Genomic DNA, 15,071 nt, shown 5'->3' on the forward strand with positions numbered 1-15,071 from the left:
TCCCTCTATAGCCTCTAAAGAGAAAGATACATCTCATCTTTAGGGGCCTATCCGAACATAGTTAAAAAAATAAAATAGACTTTAACTATTCCATTCTTATTAACATACGCTTAGATCAATTTTTTATTTCCATATATTTATTTTATCCTTCTATGTAAGTTAGATCTCTTACTCTAGACCGTGAAACGACTAGGATTCTGAAACATGAAGCAGATGTTTTTTTGGAAATTCGTACTTCTTTCTTCACTAGCACAATTGATACAAGTTTCTCGCTTATCAGGGACAGAGATAGTCCTTCCTTTATCGGGAATTCATACAGGTGAAGATCCTGAATTATTTACTATGTTAACCACATCACCTCAGGGAACAAATTACACTCTACGTGGTGAATTTACCCTTAAAGATTTTCTTGGTTACAGTATCCATAAATCGGGAGGAGCATTTCGCAACTTAGAAGGAAACCTTACATTTACAGGTAATACTCCCCTAGCGACATTAAATTTTACTAATTTACAACTAGGTGGTCAGGGAGCTGGTGTATTTTCTAAATCTCTTCTTACCTTTGAAAATCTAAAAGCAATCAATGTAGAAAATAGTCAAAGCACTGGAGGGATTATCACCTCTAGGCAGGACATGCTTTTCACTAAAAATACTCATCTGTTCTTTCAAAACAACGTAAGTCATGGAGCTGGAGGTGCGATTCTCCTTACAGGAACACAGCCAAATCGTATGATATTTAGTGAACAGCGTGGTCTAATTTCTTTTATTAAAAACCATGCAGAAGTTGTAACGAATATTACAAATTCAGGGAATGGTGGTGCTATCAGTAGCGAAGTTGCTGGGTCTTCTATTCTCTTCGATGGAAATCAAGATATTCTATTTCAAGAAAACTATGCCAAATCCGGTGGTGGAATTTACAACGCTCAAGGAACTGTAGAATTTAGTAAGAATAAAAATACAATTACCTTCATAGAAAATAGGGCTTTAGAATCCGGAGGTGCGATTTATACAAACCTATGTAGTATAAATAAACAAACTGCTCCCGTATTTTTCTGCAAAAATAGTGCTCGTAATCTCGGTGGTGCTGTTTATTCTCAGCAAATGATTATTAAGAACAATGATGAGCCCATTCTCTTTAGTGAAAATCATGCGGAAGGTGGTGGAGCTATAGCTTCAACAAGTTGTAATCTTGTAGCTTCCCAACCAATTACCTTTTCAGATAATTCCTCGGGGAATCTAGGTGGCGGTGCGATTTATTTAAGTGGATCACAACCAAAATTATATTTGCATGCACAAAATGCAGACATTACATTTAGCGGCAACATTACTAAAATCTCCACGAAGCACTCCTCAAGTACAAACAATAATGCCATTACAATCAAGGGCAATCCTGGAGATATTCAGTTCATCGCTAATGAAAACCAATCCATTATTTTCTATGATCCTATTCTTGCAACGTCACAAAGTGCGAATCCTGTAAATATTAATTCTACTGATAATATCTTTCATTGTGGATCCGTTATCTTTTCTGGAGAGAAACTTGCTATAGATCGCCAGGATAAAAGTAATAAAACTTCCATATTCAACCAACCCGTCTGTTTAAATAATGGAACCCTTTCCATTACAGGTGGTGCTATTCTCGCAGTTCAAGAATTCAAGCAATTAGGCGGTATCTTAAATCTTAGTCCAGGGTCTATGTTAACAAGCTATAGCAACTTGGGAAAAGATTTAACCATCTCTAACATTAGCTTTGGTTTAGATACTATCCACTCTCATCTTCCTGCTGAGATACGTGCTGCAGGCAATTCAGGAATTAAATTATCGGGATCTCCGCAAATTCATGATCCGGACAATGTATTCTATGATAACCATGAGTTGGCATCCCAACCATATCAAATGGAAATCGTTTTCAAATCTGATAAAAGTATCCATACTGAAGGGTTTGTTCCAGAAGAGATTGCTGTACAACAAAACACCTATGGCTATCAGGGTGTATGGAAATTTAATTGGTCGGGGGAAGATTCAAAAAGACATAAAACCTTAAGAGCTTTATGGATCCCTACAGGAACATTTATTTTAAATCCCGAGAAAGAAGGTTACCTAGTTCCATCTTCTGTATGGACAACGTTTACAGGTATGCGTGCTTCTAATGACGCTATTCTTGATAACTACTTAAATAACAATACACTCATTCCTATAAAGCATATATGTATTTTTGGCGGCATTGTCTCGAGTGTTATGGAACAAAATACCAATAACTATAACAGTTTCTCTACAACACAAGCTGGTCATAATCTAGGGATTAAGCTCCCTTTTTCACCAAATACTGTTGTTTGTGCCACATTCACACAACTTCATGGATCCAGTTCTCAGGATAATATTCCAGGGAAAAGCCATTCTCATATGCTATTGGGAACTGTAGCGGCTTTCAAAAATTGGCGTGCTTTGTCCTTTAGATCTTCTGTAAGTTATGCTGAAGAATCTCATGTTATGAAACATCGATTCTCAAAGAAAGATAACACCCGTGGATCTTGGAAAAACCAAGGATTCCGAGGTAGCGTTGGCTTATCCTATGCCTACCCCAAGGGAATTCGCTGTCTTAAAATCACTCCTTTTGTAGATCTTGAATATACTGTTATCAACCAAAACCCTTTCATAGAAACAGGGTATGATCCTCGATATTTCGCTTCTTCACATTTAAGTAATCTTGCCCTCCCCACAGGGGTTTCTTTAGAAATGCGTTTCTTCGGAGTAAAATACTCCCTCTTCACTCAGTTTAGTATGGCCTATATTAAAGACTTGCATAGAGAGAATCCTATAACCACGGCTTCCTTGATCCTAAATCAACATTCTTGGAAAGTCGCAGGAGTCTTTATAGGACAAGAAGCTATGAACCTAAAATTCCGTACAACTTTTAAATACAGATTAGCTACGGCTTATTTAGGAATCTCAACAATACAACGCGAGGGCAACAATCTTTCCGGAGATGCTTTTGGCGGTTTATCCCTAAGCTTCTAGTTTTTCCTTGACTAGGAACTTTGTTAGCGATTATGGATAACATTCGTCAAGATATTATAGATGTGCTCTTGTCTCCCTAAAGCTTATCTTTAATATCTTGATCTTTCTTTACCCTCTTTTATTATCCCTTGCCTAATTTACCTTTCTGATTTATCTAACACATATCTAGTCAGTGAATGTTCGCAGTAGGTTTTTGTTCTATGAAGTGGCTATCAGCTACAGCTGTTTTTGCTGCCGTGCTCCCCTCGATTACAGTATTTGGTGAACCCCTTTCGAAAGAATTAAACTCTAGTTACAGAGGATCAGGATCAAGTATTTCGGATTCTCTTTCCAAGAATTTCACTCAACAAACACAAGATGGAAGTGGAACAACGTATATAGTTTCTGGGAATGTTGTATTCACAACATTCACAAACATCCCAGATCCTAAACCCACTCCAGCAGTCGAACCAGAGCCAGCACCCGCATCAAGTGATAATAAGAATTCCTCAAGTAGTAGTCCAAAGCCTACAACAGGGCAAACTGGCAACATTGCACAACCTAGAGAAAAGCTTTATCAATCAATCCTGAAGAATTTAAACTCTTCGTCATTTACTCATTTTTCAAAATTACATCAGGAAAACTTTGATCTTAGCAAATTCATCCCTACGCAACCTCATTCACTGAGCTTTCCCTTAGCTGCAGCTCCTATAGTGACTGCTGATAAGGCTACTGCTACCCCCACCCCTAAAGGTGGTGGAGCTTTCTACAACGATAAGGGCGGTCCTTTGTCATTTATTACTTATGCGGGAAATCCAGGATCTATCTCTTGCTCGCTGATCAAAATGACAGGAAAAGGAGGAGCAATATACTCCACAGGTCCTATATCCTTTGATGGATTAGAAAATGTTACCTTCAAAGATAACTTATCTCAAGAATCTGGTGGTGCTCTATTTACAGATTCCACTCTAACTATTAGGAATATTCTTAATTCTATTGAATTTACAAATAACGCTGCGCGTGTTCCCGTTCCTCTTATCCCTCTCCAACCACCACAACCAGTAGTTCCTGGAGTTCCTGGAGCTGGAGGCATTGTAGCCCCTAATGGCCTACATGATACGTACCATTTCCCTAAATACATATCTCAAGTAGAAAGTGCGGATGCAAATTCTCAAACACCTACTCTCCCCACATATACAACTGAAATAGCAGGAAACGGTGGTGCTGCCTTTGCTAAAGGTGCAATTATCATTTCTACTTATAAAGATATGACTTTCAGAGGAAACTCTGCAGAGTTTCCTCCTATTATCGATTTAATCAAAAAGCAAATCGAAGCAGGTAAACAAGCGAAAGCTGCAGTTCCTAAAGTTTCCAACGCTCTATCTTCAGATGTTGTTAATCCTGATCAGCAAGATCCCGTTCCTGTGATTAAAGGATCTGGAGGGGCTATTTTTGGCTTAGATACTATTACGATTAGTGATGGTTCTGAAGATACTCTGTTTATATTAAATACCGCTACAGGAGCTGGAGGCGCTATTTATGGAGATAAAACGATCTCCATTAGCAAGGTCGCCAACTTAAAGTTCCAAAGCAACTCCGCAGATACACGCGGAGGAGCAATTTATTCTAAAGGGAATCTTACAATACAAGATTCTTCTATCCTGACCCAGTTCAACGGAAACAATGGAAAAACTGGTGGTGGAGGTGTTTATTGCTTAGGAGATGTGACCCTTACAAATCTTTCTCAAGTACGTTTTGGAGCTAATAAAGCTGGAAACTATGACCTTACTATCACCATACCAGATAAAGAAAAACCTGTAGCTGTAGCTTCTGCTGCTCAACCAGTAGTACCTGTACCTATCGTTCCTCCTTTAGGAAAAGGTGGGGGTATCTATGTTGAAAAAAATCTTAGTGTTTCTAAGATTGCTTCTATCTTAGAGTTCCTGAATAACCAGGCTACAGATCATGGTGGAGGCGCCTATATTAAAGGTACTCTAAAATGTGACAGTTCTCACAGAATACAATTCGTTACAAACACTTCAAAAAAATCTGGTGGCGGTTTGTACTGTGAAAGTGATGTGACACTCACAAACCTTACAGGAAAAACGCTCTTTCAAGGTAACATTGCTACAGAAGAGGGCGGAGGTATCTGCTTAGCTCCAGAAAAATCTCTAACCTTATCGAATTTAGAGAGCTTTTGCCTAATAAACAATACCTCGAGCAAAAGTGGCGGTGGAGCAAACATCCCTAAAGAGTTTATTTTCACATTCCCTAATCCTAATCCAGATCCTTCCCCTACAACACCACCAGCTGTTGTCCCTGTATTTGGAAGTGCTATTATCACTGGAAATAGAGCCACAGAGCATGGTGGCGGTGTTTACACAACAAAAGCCTCATTCACTAGCCTTGAGTTAATCGATATCGGTCAAAACGCTGCTAAAAATGGCGCGGGTCTTTGTACACAAACAATACCTCAAGCAGGCGCTGTTGGAATAGTAGATGGGCAGCCTGCTCCAGAAGATTTGGACTTCAAGGTCGACTATGTTATTACAACAAATGTGACGAAGAATGCTGCTACAGAAAATGGTGGCGGTATTTATGGTAAAAAAGGAAAGATTTCTCGTCTTGATCATTTAAATATCACAGGGAATTCTGCAGGGAAATTTGGTGGTGGTCTCTACTTTACAGAGGCATTGACTCTTGAGGGTATTGAAGTTTCAAAAATCTCAGAGAATACCGCAAAAGAAGCGGGAGGAGCGATCTATGCCAAAGCACTTACCTATACAAATCTTCCTGCAGGATTAACTGTAAGCAATAATAAAGTTGAGACTAACTCTGTCACACAAGATAATGCTATCAAACCTGCTGAAATCTTAGGTGGCGCTCTCTATGCAGAAACACTCGTCTTAGAAAAATTGGTAGGGAATTGTACATTCTCCGGAAATCAAGCTATTGATCAGAATGCTGTAGCAGCAACTAATAATTCTCCTGTGGAACCAAATATTCAAGGCGGTGCTATTTACGCTAAGACTACTTTCACGCTACAAGATAGTACTGGAAATCTAATCTTTTCAGGAAATTCTGTAGCAACTAAAAAATCTACAACAACGGGACAAATAGCCGGTGGAGCTATTTATGCCCCTACTGTTGCAATTACAAATTGTTCTCAAGCTATTAACTTTGTCAATAACTCTGCGTTATGCACGCCAACAGAACCACCTACAAATCCTGCTAATGGGGTTACACCAAAGGAAACCTTTGGTGGAGCTATTGCAGGAACAACTAGCGTTACATTTACGGGTAACCAAGCACTATTTTTCAAAGGCAACTCTGCAGACATCGGTTCAGCAATTGGCTGTAAAAATGGTGCTCCTAACAATGGTACAGTAACGTTCACTGATTCTGTGTACTGTTCCTTTGAAGAGAATATAGCTAAAAATCGTGGAACTATTTACGCAGCTACCCTATCTATCCCAAAAGGATATATGAACTTCTCTAACAATAGTTCTGCAAATGATGGTAGTGCGATTTACTTCACAAAACAGGCAGATATTACAGCAGCTTCATCTATACTATTCCTTAACAATAAGGTTACCTTAGCACAAACTCCAACCACGCAAAATGCTCAAGCACAACAAGCTGCTATTAAAAACTTGGGTGCAGCAATTTATGGAGCACCAGCTAACGATGATGCTATACTTAACCTTACGGCCTTAGGGGGTAGTATCACATTTAAAAATAACCAATGCTTACCTACAGGACAAGAAACTGCTACTTCTTTCTGTAGTATAACAGGGAAAGTTAAACTCACGCTTAACGCTGCAGAAAATCAATCGATTAATTTCTATGATGCTGTCAATGTTACGACATCGAAAACTAGTGGTTATAATACTTTAGATATTAACAAAACTACCGAAGGAGATAATCCTCAAAAATATGCAGGGACTATATTATTCTCTGGAAAATTCCATGAGCATAAGTCTTTCATTCCTCAAAAAGCTGTTTTACATAATGGAACATTAGTCTTAGGAAAAGATACAGAGTTAAATGTTATTTCCTTCGATCAGAAACCTGGATCTTTACTCATTATGGGGCCAGGATCAGTATTATCCACACGAAAACCTACAGGTGGTGGAGGTGGAACAACTGGAGGTATAGCAATTAATAACCTCACTATTGATTTTAGTGAGATTATTTCAGAAGACGGAACCGCCTCCCCTCCAGCTTTAAAATTAGGAGTCGAACCTGTACGGGCAGCAGGACCTAGAAGTCATAAAATTGAGAGAAATTCTCTTCCACAAGCTAATAAAACTCCACCTAATGTAGATCAGGAAAAAATCTACCTAACAGGAACACTTACCCTTATTGATCCTTTGGGAACCTTTTATCAAAATCCTTACTTAGGCGAAGATCGTCAAATCGAGTTATTACAACTTCCTACAGAGTCTAATAAAGTAGATATCTCTGATCTAACTTTAGCAGGAGATACAAAACCTCAAAAAGGTTACATCGGTACCTGGACATTAGGTACAACAGACCAGAATGGAAAGCTACAAGCTAACTGGACATTCGAAGAATATCGTCGATGGATCTACATTCCTCGTGACAATTATTTCTACGTTAACTCTATTCTCGGTTCTCAAAACTCCCTGATTTCTGTAAAGCAAGGTATCGTCAACAACATGCTTAACAACGCACGTTTTGATGACGCTGCTTACAACAACCTTTGGCTATGCGGAATAGGATCGTTCTTACAGAAAGAACAAGGAGAAGAAGCTAGATCCTTTTCTTATCATAGTCGTGGCTATTCACTTGCCATAGACGCTAAACCACGTCCTGAATTTATTCTAGGAGCTTCGTTTAGCCAAGTCTTCGGACATGCCAAATCCGAAAAGACTGTTGAAAATTATAAGCACAAAGGTTCGGATCATTCTTTCCAAGGAACATTATACGCAGGTAAAGCCTTCTATTTGCCTCATAGACAAACGAAAGCCCCTCGTCCCATACTTCTTCAAGGGGTGATGACTTATGGCTATATGAAGCACGACACAACCACCTATTACCCATCAATTCAAGAACGCAATCTTGGAAATTGGGAAGATCTTGGTTGGCTATTTGATGTGCGTATGATTATCGATTTAAAAGAGCCTTCTCAAAACTCTACAACAAGATTTTCCTTCTATTCAGAAGCAGAATACACAGGAGTACGTCAAAAGCAATTCACAGAACTTGACTATGATCCTAGGACATTTGATTCCTTTGCCTATAGGAATCTTGCTACTCCTTTAGGTTTCATTTTTGAAGGTGCTCTAATACAATATGATATTTTAATGTATAACAAGCTATCCCTTGCTTACGTACCTGTTGTCTATAGAAATAAACCTAAATGTAATTACAGAGTTGATTCTACAGGACAAACTGGCGAAGTTCATGGTGTGATTCCTGCAAGAAATGCAGGAAGAGCGGAATATAGCTCACAAATATATCTTGGCCCATACTGGACACTCTATGGCACCTATACTATAGATGCTGGAATGTCTTCATTAGTACAGATAGCTAACTGTGGCGCACGTATGATCTTCTAAAGCTAGCAAGCCGAAGATCCGTCTATTCCTAGATAATTTGTTTTGTAATTGTAGAACTTAATCAAAGTTCTCAATTACAAAACTAAAGACAGAAAGTAAATACGTTCTGAAGGATATAATCGAGTATCTCTATCGCTCGTAATAACGACGCATTCTATCAAAATCCGCAGCGTATAGTTCATCAAGAAGATAAGCTTTAAATAACCCTGGACCTTCACACCGCTCACGAGCAAGCATTCCACAAAGCGAAAAGTACTCTACACCTAATCGTGTGGCTTCAAAAGAATCGTCTATCACTGATCTAAATGCAGCAAGCACTCCAGTTAAAGAACAGCCCATTCCCGTAACGCGAGACATTAATGGATCTCCGAGCTCTATAGTTACACTACGATTTCCATCAGTAATAAAATCTTCAGCACCGGTAACAGCAACAGCACATCCGCATAGACATTCACTAGCTAAAGCAACTGCCATATCCTTAGCATCATGAGTAGTGTTAGCAGAATCTACACCACGTGTTTTGACGGGAACATCCCCGAAAGAAAGAATCTCACTAGCATTTCCTCGAACAATCGTTGCGTGAGTAAGTAAGTGGTGGGATACTTCTGTTCTAATTTTTGTAGCTCCTGAACCTGCGGGATCGAAAATCACAGGCTTATTCTGTCTTAAAGCAATATCTACGGCTCTATAAGATCTCTGAATAAATAGATGATCTAAAGTCCCAATATTAAGATAAACTACAGAACTCAATCCTATTAACTCTTCTAATTCTAAATCGGACACGCTCATAATAGGTGAGGCTCCAACAGCAAGAAAACAGTTAGCAAGGAAATCCATAGACACGTAGTTTGTAATATTTAAAACTACAGGTTTTTCTTTTCTCAAACGCTGTAACGCTTCATTCATTTGTTCTAACATCTAAGTCCCCTATCAACAATTTCTCTTAATGTTTTCGTTACTAAACTAGGGTTTTGTGCAGAGTGAAATACTCCTATAGCTGCAATACCCGCAGCTCCTGCTTCGATAACTTCAGAAGCATTACTTTCATCAATACCACCAACAGCAACAATAGGATGCTCGCAAAGTGAAACAGCTTGTTCTAAACCAGAGAAACCCCAAAGATTGGTAGCATCGGGTTTATTCTGAGTTGTAAACATTGCACTTAACCCTAAATAATCAATAGGTAAAGTATTAGCATTTAAAAGTTGGTCAAGAGTATTTACATTCCATCCTATGATTTTATCAGAACCTAAAAGCTCCCTAGCCTCGATAACGTCACCATCTGTTTGTCCCAGATGAACACCAGAAGCATCCAAATCCAAACATACAGACACGCTATCGCTAATAATTAGAGGAGTCTCTAAAGGATCTAGGACAGACTTTAATGCCTCTCCAAAACTTAAAATCTCTCTATGTGAAAGATTCTTTTCACGGAGTTGAACGGAAGTCACTCCAGATTGTACGCAAGCGATAACAAAATCGAGATATTCTTCTACTGAGATGTTTTTTCTATTGGTGATTAGAATTAGTTTGAAAAAGTCTTCTTCCAAAGGTTTCCCCCTACATATACACACGTTTACGCAAGAGAGAAGTGGTTAAAGTATCCCTAAAGAAAACCCTTAAGAACAGAAATGAACGCAACTCCCTTCGCAAGTATTAACTCGAGCAGGTTCTAAGAACTTTTTTCATCTAAACAGCAAAGGCTGACACGTTTAGAGGTTCTAGAGAATTTAAAAATCAGGACAGGTTAAAGTAAATATCCTTGTTATACAAGAATAAAAAATACGAAAGGATATTTCTCAACTTTTATTTTTACTTAACAAACTGACAGAGTTAGGGGATGGTTGGTTTTTGGAAAACTGACGGAGAGAGAGGGATTCGAACCCTCGGTACGCGTTAACGCACACACGCTTTCCAAGCGTGCTCCTTAAGCCACTCGGACACCTCTCCATTAGCCAAATAAGGATATTCTTTCGAAAAACTTGACCTGAAGATATCTCAATACATCCATTTTTATCAAGATTCGTCTGAACACGAAGGATTTTAAAAAAAATCTACAAAGCTATTTTGAATTCACTCTTTATTAAAATTGCTGGTCAATAGGATAATGGCTGAATTCATTAATCCACCTAGATCATGCATAGAATATTCATCCTTCTTTCGTTTTTCTTTTGCTGTTCTCACGCCTTTGGAGACTCTAAATCGGAACAAAAACATATACTTGTCAGTATAGTTCCCTATAAGTTTCTAGTTGAACAGATAGCAGAAGACACCTGCGAGGTATGCTCTATAGTTACTAATAACTATGATCCCCATACCTATGAGTTATCTCCCCGGCATATGGAAAAATTTCTTCATTCGCAACTATGGTTTCGTATGGGAGAAAACTTTGAAAAGTCCTGTGAAAAAAATGTTTCCTGTCCTCAAGTAGACCTCACGAAAAATATTAAAGTAATTCCTGGATATACAGGGTGCGCTCACCACTTCCATAGTTTTGATACCCACACCTGGCTAAGTCCAAAAAACTTAAAAATACAAGTGGCGACTATTGTAGAAGCTCTATGTCTACACTTCCCAGAACATACCGCGCTATATCAAAGTAATGGAGAGAAATTACTTAAAACTCTTGAAACACTAGATGTAGAAATCCAAAAAATCACAGCCCCTGTTAAGCAACGTCATATTTTAGTCGCACATGGAGCCTTCGCTTATTTCTGTCGAGATTATAACTTTTTTCAACATGTTGTTGAAAAAAGCAATCACGCAGATCCCTCTCCTAAAGATGTTATACGCGCTGCTCAAAGTATTCGCGAACATGGGATCTCTTCTATGATTTTACTTCGTCATGCTGGCAAGCGCAGCAGCGCTATGCTCGCTGAACGCTTCCATATGGGTACAGTAAACCTAGATCCCTACGAAGAAAACGTTATAAATAATCTGAAAACTATAGCAACAACTCTTGCTAATTTATGACAGTACAAATACTTGTTAAGGATCTTTCCTTTCGCTATGGCCCAAAAAGCTCTTGGATCATCAATAATGTATCCTTCATGATTCATGAAGGAGATTTTGTTGGCATTATAGGGCCTAATGGTGGAGGAAAAACGACTCTAGCTATGCTCATACTAGGACTATTAAAACCTACCACAGGAATTTTAGAAACATTCTCTACGTGTAAAAAAGAATCCGAATTAACTATTGGTTGGGTCCCCCAACACTTTTCCTATGACTTTTCTTTCCCTATCTCCGTGAAGGAAGTCATTCTCTCAGGAAGGCTTTCTTTTTTACGTTGGCATGGGAAATATTCTAAACACGATCACGAATCTGCAGAGCAAGCTCTGGAAACCGTAGACCTTTTACATCATAAGGACACATGCTTTTCCCACCTATCTGGAGGACAGATACAGAGAGTGCTACTCGCCAGAGCACTAGCATCTCATCCTAAGCTACTCATCCTTGATGAACCCACAGCAAATATCGATCCTGAAAATCAACAACGCATTTTACAGATTCTCACAGAGCTTAATTCCCGGTGTACGATTCTTATGATCACACATGATTTGCATCATACAACTAGTCACTTCAATAAAGTATTTTATATGAGCAGAACTCTAACAACGCTGACGAATACACCGATGATATCTCAAGAGTTTTGCTGTGATTCCTTCGAAAAAAAGGCTGATCTATGATTTCTTTTTTTGATCATATCCTTCCCTCGCTACTCCTCCCTTCCCTATTTGCAGCTTTAGGAGCATCTATTGCTGGGGGAGTTGTAGGAACATACATTGTCGTCAAACGTATTGTTTCTATTAGTGGAAGTATCTCCCATTCTATTTTAGGAGGGATTGGTCTTACCTTATGGATTCAATACCGACTAAACCTTGAGTTTTCCCCTATGTATGGAGCCATCGTTGGAGCAATAATCCTGGCGATCTGTATCGGGAAAATTCACCTTAAGTATCAAGAAAGAGAAGATGCTCTTATTGCTATGATCTGGTCTGTAGGGATGGCAATTGGAATTATCTTTATTTCCCAACTCCCCGCCTTTAACTCAGAGTTAGTAAATTTCCTTTTTGGAAATATCCTTTGGGTAACTACTCATGATCTCTATAGCTTAGGAATCTTAGACATTGTTGTTCTTACAACTGTGGCATTATGTCATACAAGATTTTTAGCGCTATGCTTCGATGAGAAATACATGATGCTCAGCCGCTATTCTGTACAGACTTGGTATTTTCTTTTGTTGATCTTAACAGCAATTACCATCGTCATGCTGATTTATATTATGGGTGTTATCTTAATGCTGAGCATGCTTGTTTTGCCCATATCGATTGCTTGTAGGTTTTCCTATAGGATGATCAACATTATGATCGTTTCTGTTCTCCTGAACATTCTATGCTCATTTTCTGGAATTGTCCTTGCTTATATCTTAGACTTTCCTGCAGGACCAACAATCGCTATTTTGATGGGTATTGCCTACACAGTAAGTCTATTTGTGAAAAGACTATTCAGTAGATCTACACCTTCTCCAGTAAGTCCTGATAGCATCACGAACTTCTCAGAAGGAAAGAGTCTTTGAAAACTCTCTAAACGTTCTTGTCTCTCATCAGGAAGAAGATCGTCGATCTTATTTAGAGCAATGATCCTGCCTTTATCGGCAAGCTCCTCTTTATAATGTAAAAGCTCGTCCATAAGAATACGTAGATCTTCTTCTGGTGACGATCTTTCACATCCACAAATATCGACAACAAATAATAGCAGTCTGGTGCGTTCGATGTGTCTCAGGAAATCTAATCCCAAGCCACGATTTTGATGAGCACCTTCTATGATTCCAGGAATATCTGCGATAATCCATGGTTTTTGATACAACCTCTCCTGACAAGGAACTAAGCCTAGTACAGGTTGCAGTGTGGTAAATGGATATGCCCCTACCTTAACTTCTGTTTTAGCAAGGGTATTAAATAATGTGGATTTCCCGGCATTTGGAAAGCCTACAAGACCAATATCCGCAATAAGCTTTAGCTCCAGTTCGACTTGGCGAACTTCTCCAGGTTTTCCTGGGGTAGCTTTTGTAGGAGCCCGATTCGTAGAGGTCTTGAAAAAAGTATTTCCTTTCCCACCTTTGCCTCCCCGGCAAATGACTAAACGCTCTCCATCTTTGGCAAAATCATAAAGAATTTCTTGGGTCTCTACATCACGTAACAATGTTCCTTCAGGAACTATTAAGACTAGATCTTTTCCATTTCTTCCAGAACGGTTATTAGTTGCTCCAGATTGCCCATCTTCAGCTTTTAAAAAGCGTATATTCCTATAGGATTCAAAAGAGTATACATGTGTAGCTGACTCAATAACAATCGATCCTCCAACACCGCCGTTACCACCATAAGGACCACCTTTCGGTAGGTATTTCTCCTTCCTCCAAGCTACAACACCGTTGCCGCCTTTCCCAGCACGCAGTTCTATAGTAATTTGATCTAAAAACATTGTATACTTATCCCTAAATCGTAAACGCTGTTAAAACAGAAAAGCCCCATTTTATGCGTGAGCAAAAAATAGAGCTTCCTGGATAAATTAATTTTTGAAGAGTCTTTAAGACTTATTCTGGAAGAACAGAAATGTATGTACGATCTGTTTTCTTGGTGACAACAATACCGTCCACTAAAGCAAATAAAGTATCATCACGACCTCTACCTACGTTTTGTGAAGGATGCCACTTAGTACCTCTTTGTCTTACAAGAATACTTCCTGTGGAAACTCTTTGTCCCGCGCCAACTTTCATACCAAGACGCTTTGACTCTGAATCGCGACCGTTACGGCTTGCTCCCTGACCTTTCTTATGTGCCATTTCAAAATCCTTTCGTTTTCCACTAGTTAATTACATCACTAGATTGCTAATTTTTACTCTAAGATAGTTCTGACGGTGACCGATCTTTCGATGATAATTTTTACGTCTTTTGTACTTATAGGCGACTACTTTTTCTCCACGAACTCGAGAAAGTAACTGACCTTTTACTACAGCATTCTTTACTGTAGGAGTCCCTAAAGAAACTTTAGATCCATCAAAAGTAAACAATACTTGATCGAAAACAACTTCCTGCTGTTCTTCGGAAATGCCGTCTAACAATTCGACGTCAATTACATCTCCTTCAGTAACCTGATACTGCTTGCTTCCGGTCTGAATTATCGCGTAAGACTTCATTAATTCTTTCCTTATGATTCTTTATTCTGTGCTTAGGACTCAATAGATTTGCCAAATACTTTAGCAAACCTCGAAATTATAAAAAATACAAAGTCCTTGATTTTAGTTTTCCAAGAAAAACTAGACACGTTGAACGTTAACCGAGTATGGCCGGAGCCGGGGTCGAACCGACGACACAAGGATCTTCAATCCTCTGCTCTACCAGCTGAGCTATCCAGCCATTTCAGTAGGTTATCATAGGGAAATATTCGCTTTAAAGCAATGATATTTCTAAGAACATAAACTCTAAT

General features: G+C 38.9%; 10 protein-coding genes and 2 tRNA genes. 5 read left to right on the plus strand and 7 right to left on the minus strand.

What is annotated here, in order from left to right:
* Positions 1-204 precede the first annotated feature (204 nt).
* Both O1W69_RS00435 and O1W69_RS00440 read left to right on the plus strand, forming a co-directional pair.
* Positions 205-3,018, plus strand: coding sequence for a polymorphic outer membrane protein middle domain-containing protein (locus tag O1W69_RS00435; protein ID WP_375793589.1), 2,814 nt, complete (start codon positions 205-207; stop codon positions 3,016-3,018).
* A gap of 200 nt (positions 3,019-3,218) precedes the next feature.
* Entirely contained in the window at positions 3,219-8,582 is a 5,364-nt protein-coding gene (locus tag O1W69_RS00440; protein ID WP_375793590.1) for a polymorphic outer membrane protein middle domain-containing protein, read from the plus strand.
* Between the two features lie 129 nt (positions 8,583-8,711).
* Here the strand turns inward: O1W69_RS00440 and thiM are convergent, their stop codons facing one another.
* The 3 genes from thiM to O1W69_RS00455 form a co-directional block, all read right to left on the minus strand.
* The gene (thiM, locus tag O1W69_RS00445; protein WP_375793591.1) at positions 8,712-9,500 is read right to left on the minus strand and encodes a hydroxyethylthiazole kinase; all 789 of its coding nucleotides are present in this window, start codon (positions 9,498-9,500) and stop codon (positions 8,712-8,714) included.
* Positions 9,494-10,132 (minus strand): thiamine phosphate synthase, encoded by a 639-nt coding sequence (gene thiE / locus O1W69_RS00450; RefSeq protein ID WP_375793592.1) that lies wholly within the window; start codon positions 10,130-10,132, stop codon positions 9,494-9,496. The genes thiM and thiE overlap by 7 nt, the downstream gene beginning before the upstream one ends.
* Positions 10,133-10,445: 313 nt before the next feature.
* Positions 10,446-10,532, minus strand: a tRNA-Ser gene (locus tag O1W69_RS00455).
* A gap of 186 nt (positions 10,533-10,718) precedes the next feature.
* Between O1W69_RS00455 and O1W69_RS00460 the strand changes: the two genes are divergently transcribed.
* Genes O1W69_RS00460 through O1W69_RS00470 form a run of 3 tightly spaced genes read left to right on the plus strand, consistent with a single transcriptional unit; the run spans position 10,719 to position 13,161 of the window.
* A complete protein-coding gene (locus tag O1W69_RS00460; RefSeq protein ID WP_375793593.1) occupies positions 10,719-11,555 on the plus strand; it encodes a metal ABC transporter solute-binding protein, Zn/Mn family in 837 nt (278 codons plus the stop codon).
* Positions 11,552-12,271, plus strand: a complete 720-nt coding sequence (locus O1W69_RS00465) for a metal ABC transporter ATP-binding protein (protein ID WP_375793594.1) — start codon at positions 11,552-11,554, stop codon at positions 12,269-12,271. Before O1W69_RS00460 ends, O1W69_RS00465 begins: the two co-directional genes overlap by 4 nt.
* Positions 12,268-13,161: a metal ABC transporter permease gene (locus O1W69_RS00470; RefSeq protein ID WP_375793595.1), complete on the plus strand. Its 894-nt coding sequence runs from the start codon at positions 12,268-12,270 to the stop codon at positions 13,159-13,161. The genes O1W69_RS00465 and O1W69_RS00470 overlap by 4 nt, the downstream gene beginning before the upstream one ends.
* Here the strand turns inward: O1W69_RS00470 and obgE are convergent.
* The 4 genes from obgE to O1W69_RS00490 form a co-directional block, all read right to left on the minus strand.
* Positions 13,059-14,066: a GTPase ObgE gene (gene obgE, locus O1W69_RS00475; protein WP_375793596.1), complete on the minus strand. Its 1,008-nt coding sequence runs from the start codon at positions 14,064-14,066 to the stop codon at positions 13,059-13,061. The two genes, O1W69_RS00470 and obgE, sit on opposite strands and share 103 nt — an antisense overlap.
* 112 nt (positions 14,067-14,178) lie before the next feature.
* A complete protein-coding gene (gene rpmA, locus O1W69_RS00480) occupies positions 14,179-14,427 on the minus strand; it encodes a 50S ribosomal protein L27 (protein WP_011006168.1) in 249 nt (82 codons plus the stop codon).
* Between the two features lie 30 nt (positions 14,428-14,457).
* A complete protein-coding gene (gene rplU, locus O1W69_RS00485) occupies positions 14,458-14,781 on the minus strand; it encodes a 50S ribosomal protein L21 (RefSeq protein ID WP_375793597.1) in 324 nt (107 codons plus the stop codon).
* 147 nt (positions 14,782-14,928) lie between these two features.
* A tRNA-Phe gene (locus O1W69_RS00490) sits at positions 14,929-15,001 on the minus strand.
* Positions 15,002-15,071 lie beyond the last annotated feature (70 nt).

Origin of the sequence: Chlamydia sp. 12-01 (assembly GCF_042234205.1) — a bacterium.
Taxonomy (GTDB): Bacteria; Chlamydiota; Chlamydiia; order Chlamydiales; family Chlamydiaceae; genus Chlamydia.

Bases quoted from the DNA above. Each gene is read 5' to 3' on its own strand.
- O1W69_RS00435 (WP_375793589.1), top strand. From the start codon at position 205: ATGAAGCAGATGTTTTTTTGGAAATTCGTACTTCTTTCTTCACTAGCA.
- O1W69_RS00440 (WP_375793590.1), top strand. From the start codon at position 3,219: ATGAAGTGGCTATCAGCTACAGCTGTTTTTGCTGCCGTGCTCCCCTCG.
- thiM (WP_375793591.1), bottom strand. From the start codon at position 9,500: ATGTTAGAACAAATGAATGAAGCGTTACAGCGTTTGAGAAAAGAAAAA.
- O1W69_RS00460 (WP_375793593.1), top strand. From the start codon at position 10,719: ATGCATAGAATATTCATCCTTCTTTCGTTTTTCTTTTGCTGTTCTCAC.
- O1W69_RS00465 (WP_375793594.1), top strand. From the start codon at position 11,552: ATGACAGTACAAATACTTGTTAAGGATCTTTCCTTTCGCTATGGCCCA.
- O1W69_RS00470 (WP_375793595.1), top strand. From the start codon at position 12,268: ATGATTTCTTTTTTTGATCATATCCTTCCCTCGCTACTCCTCCCTTCC.
- obgE (WP_375793596.1), bottom strand. From the start codon at position 14,066: ATGTTTTTAGATCAAATTACTATAGAACTGCGTGCTGGGAAAGGCGGC.
- rpmA (WP_011006168.1), bottom strand. From the start codon at position 14,427: ATGGCACATAAGAAAGGTCAGGGAGCAAGCCGTAACGGTCGCGATTCA.
- rplU (WP_375793597.1), bottom strand. From the start codon at position 14,781: ATGAAGTCTTACGCGATAATTCAGACCGGAAGCAAGCAGTATCAGGTT.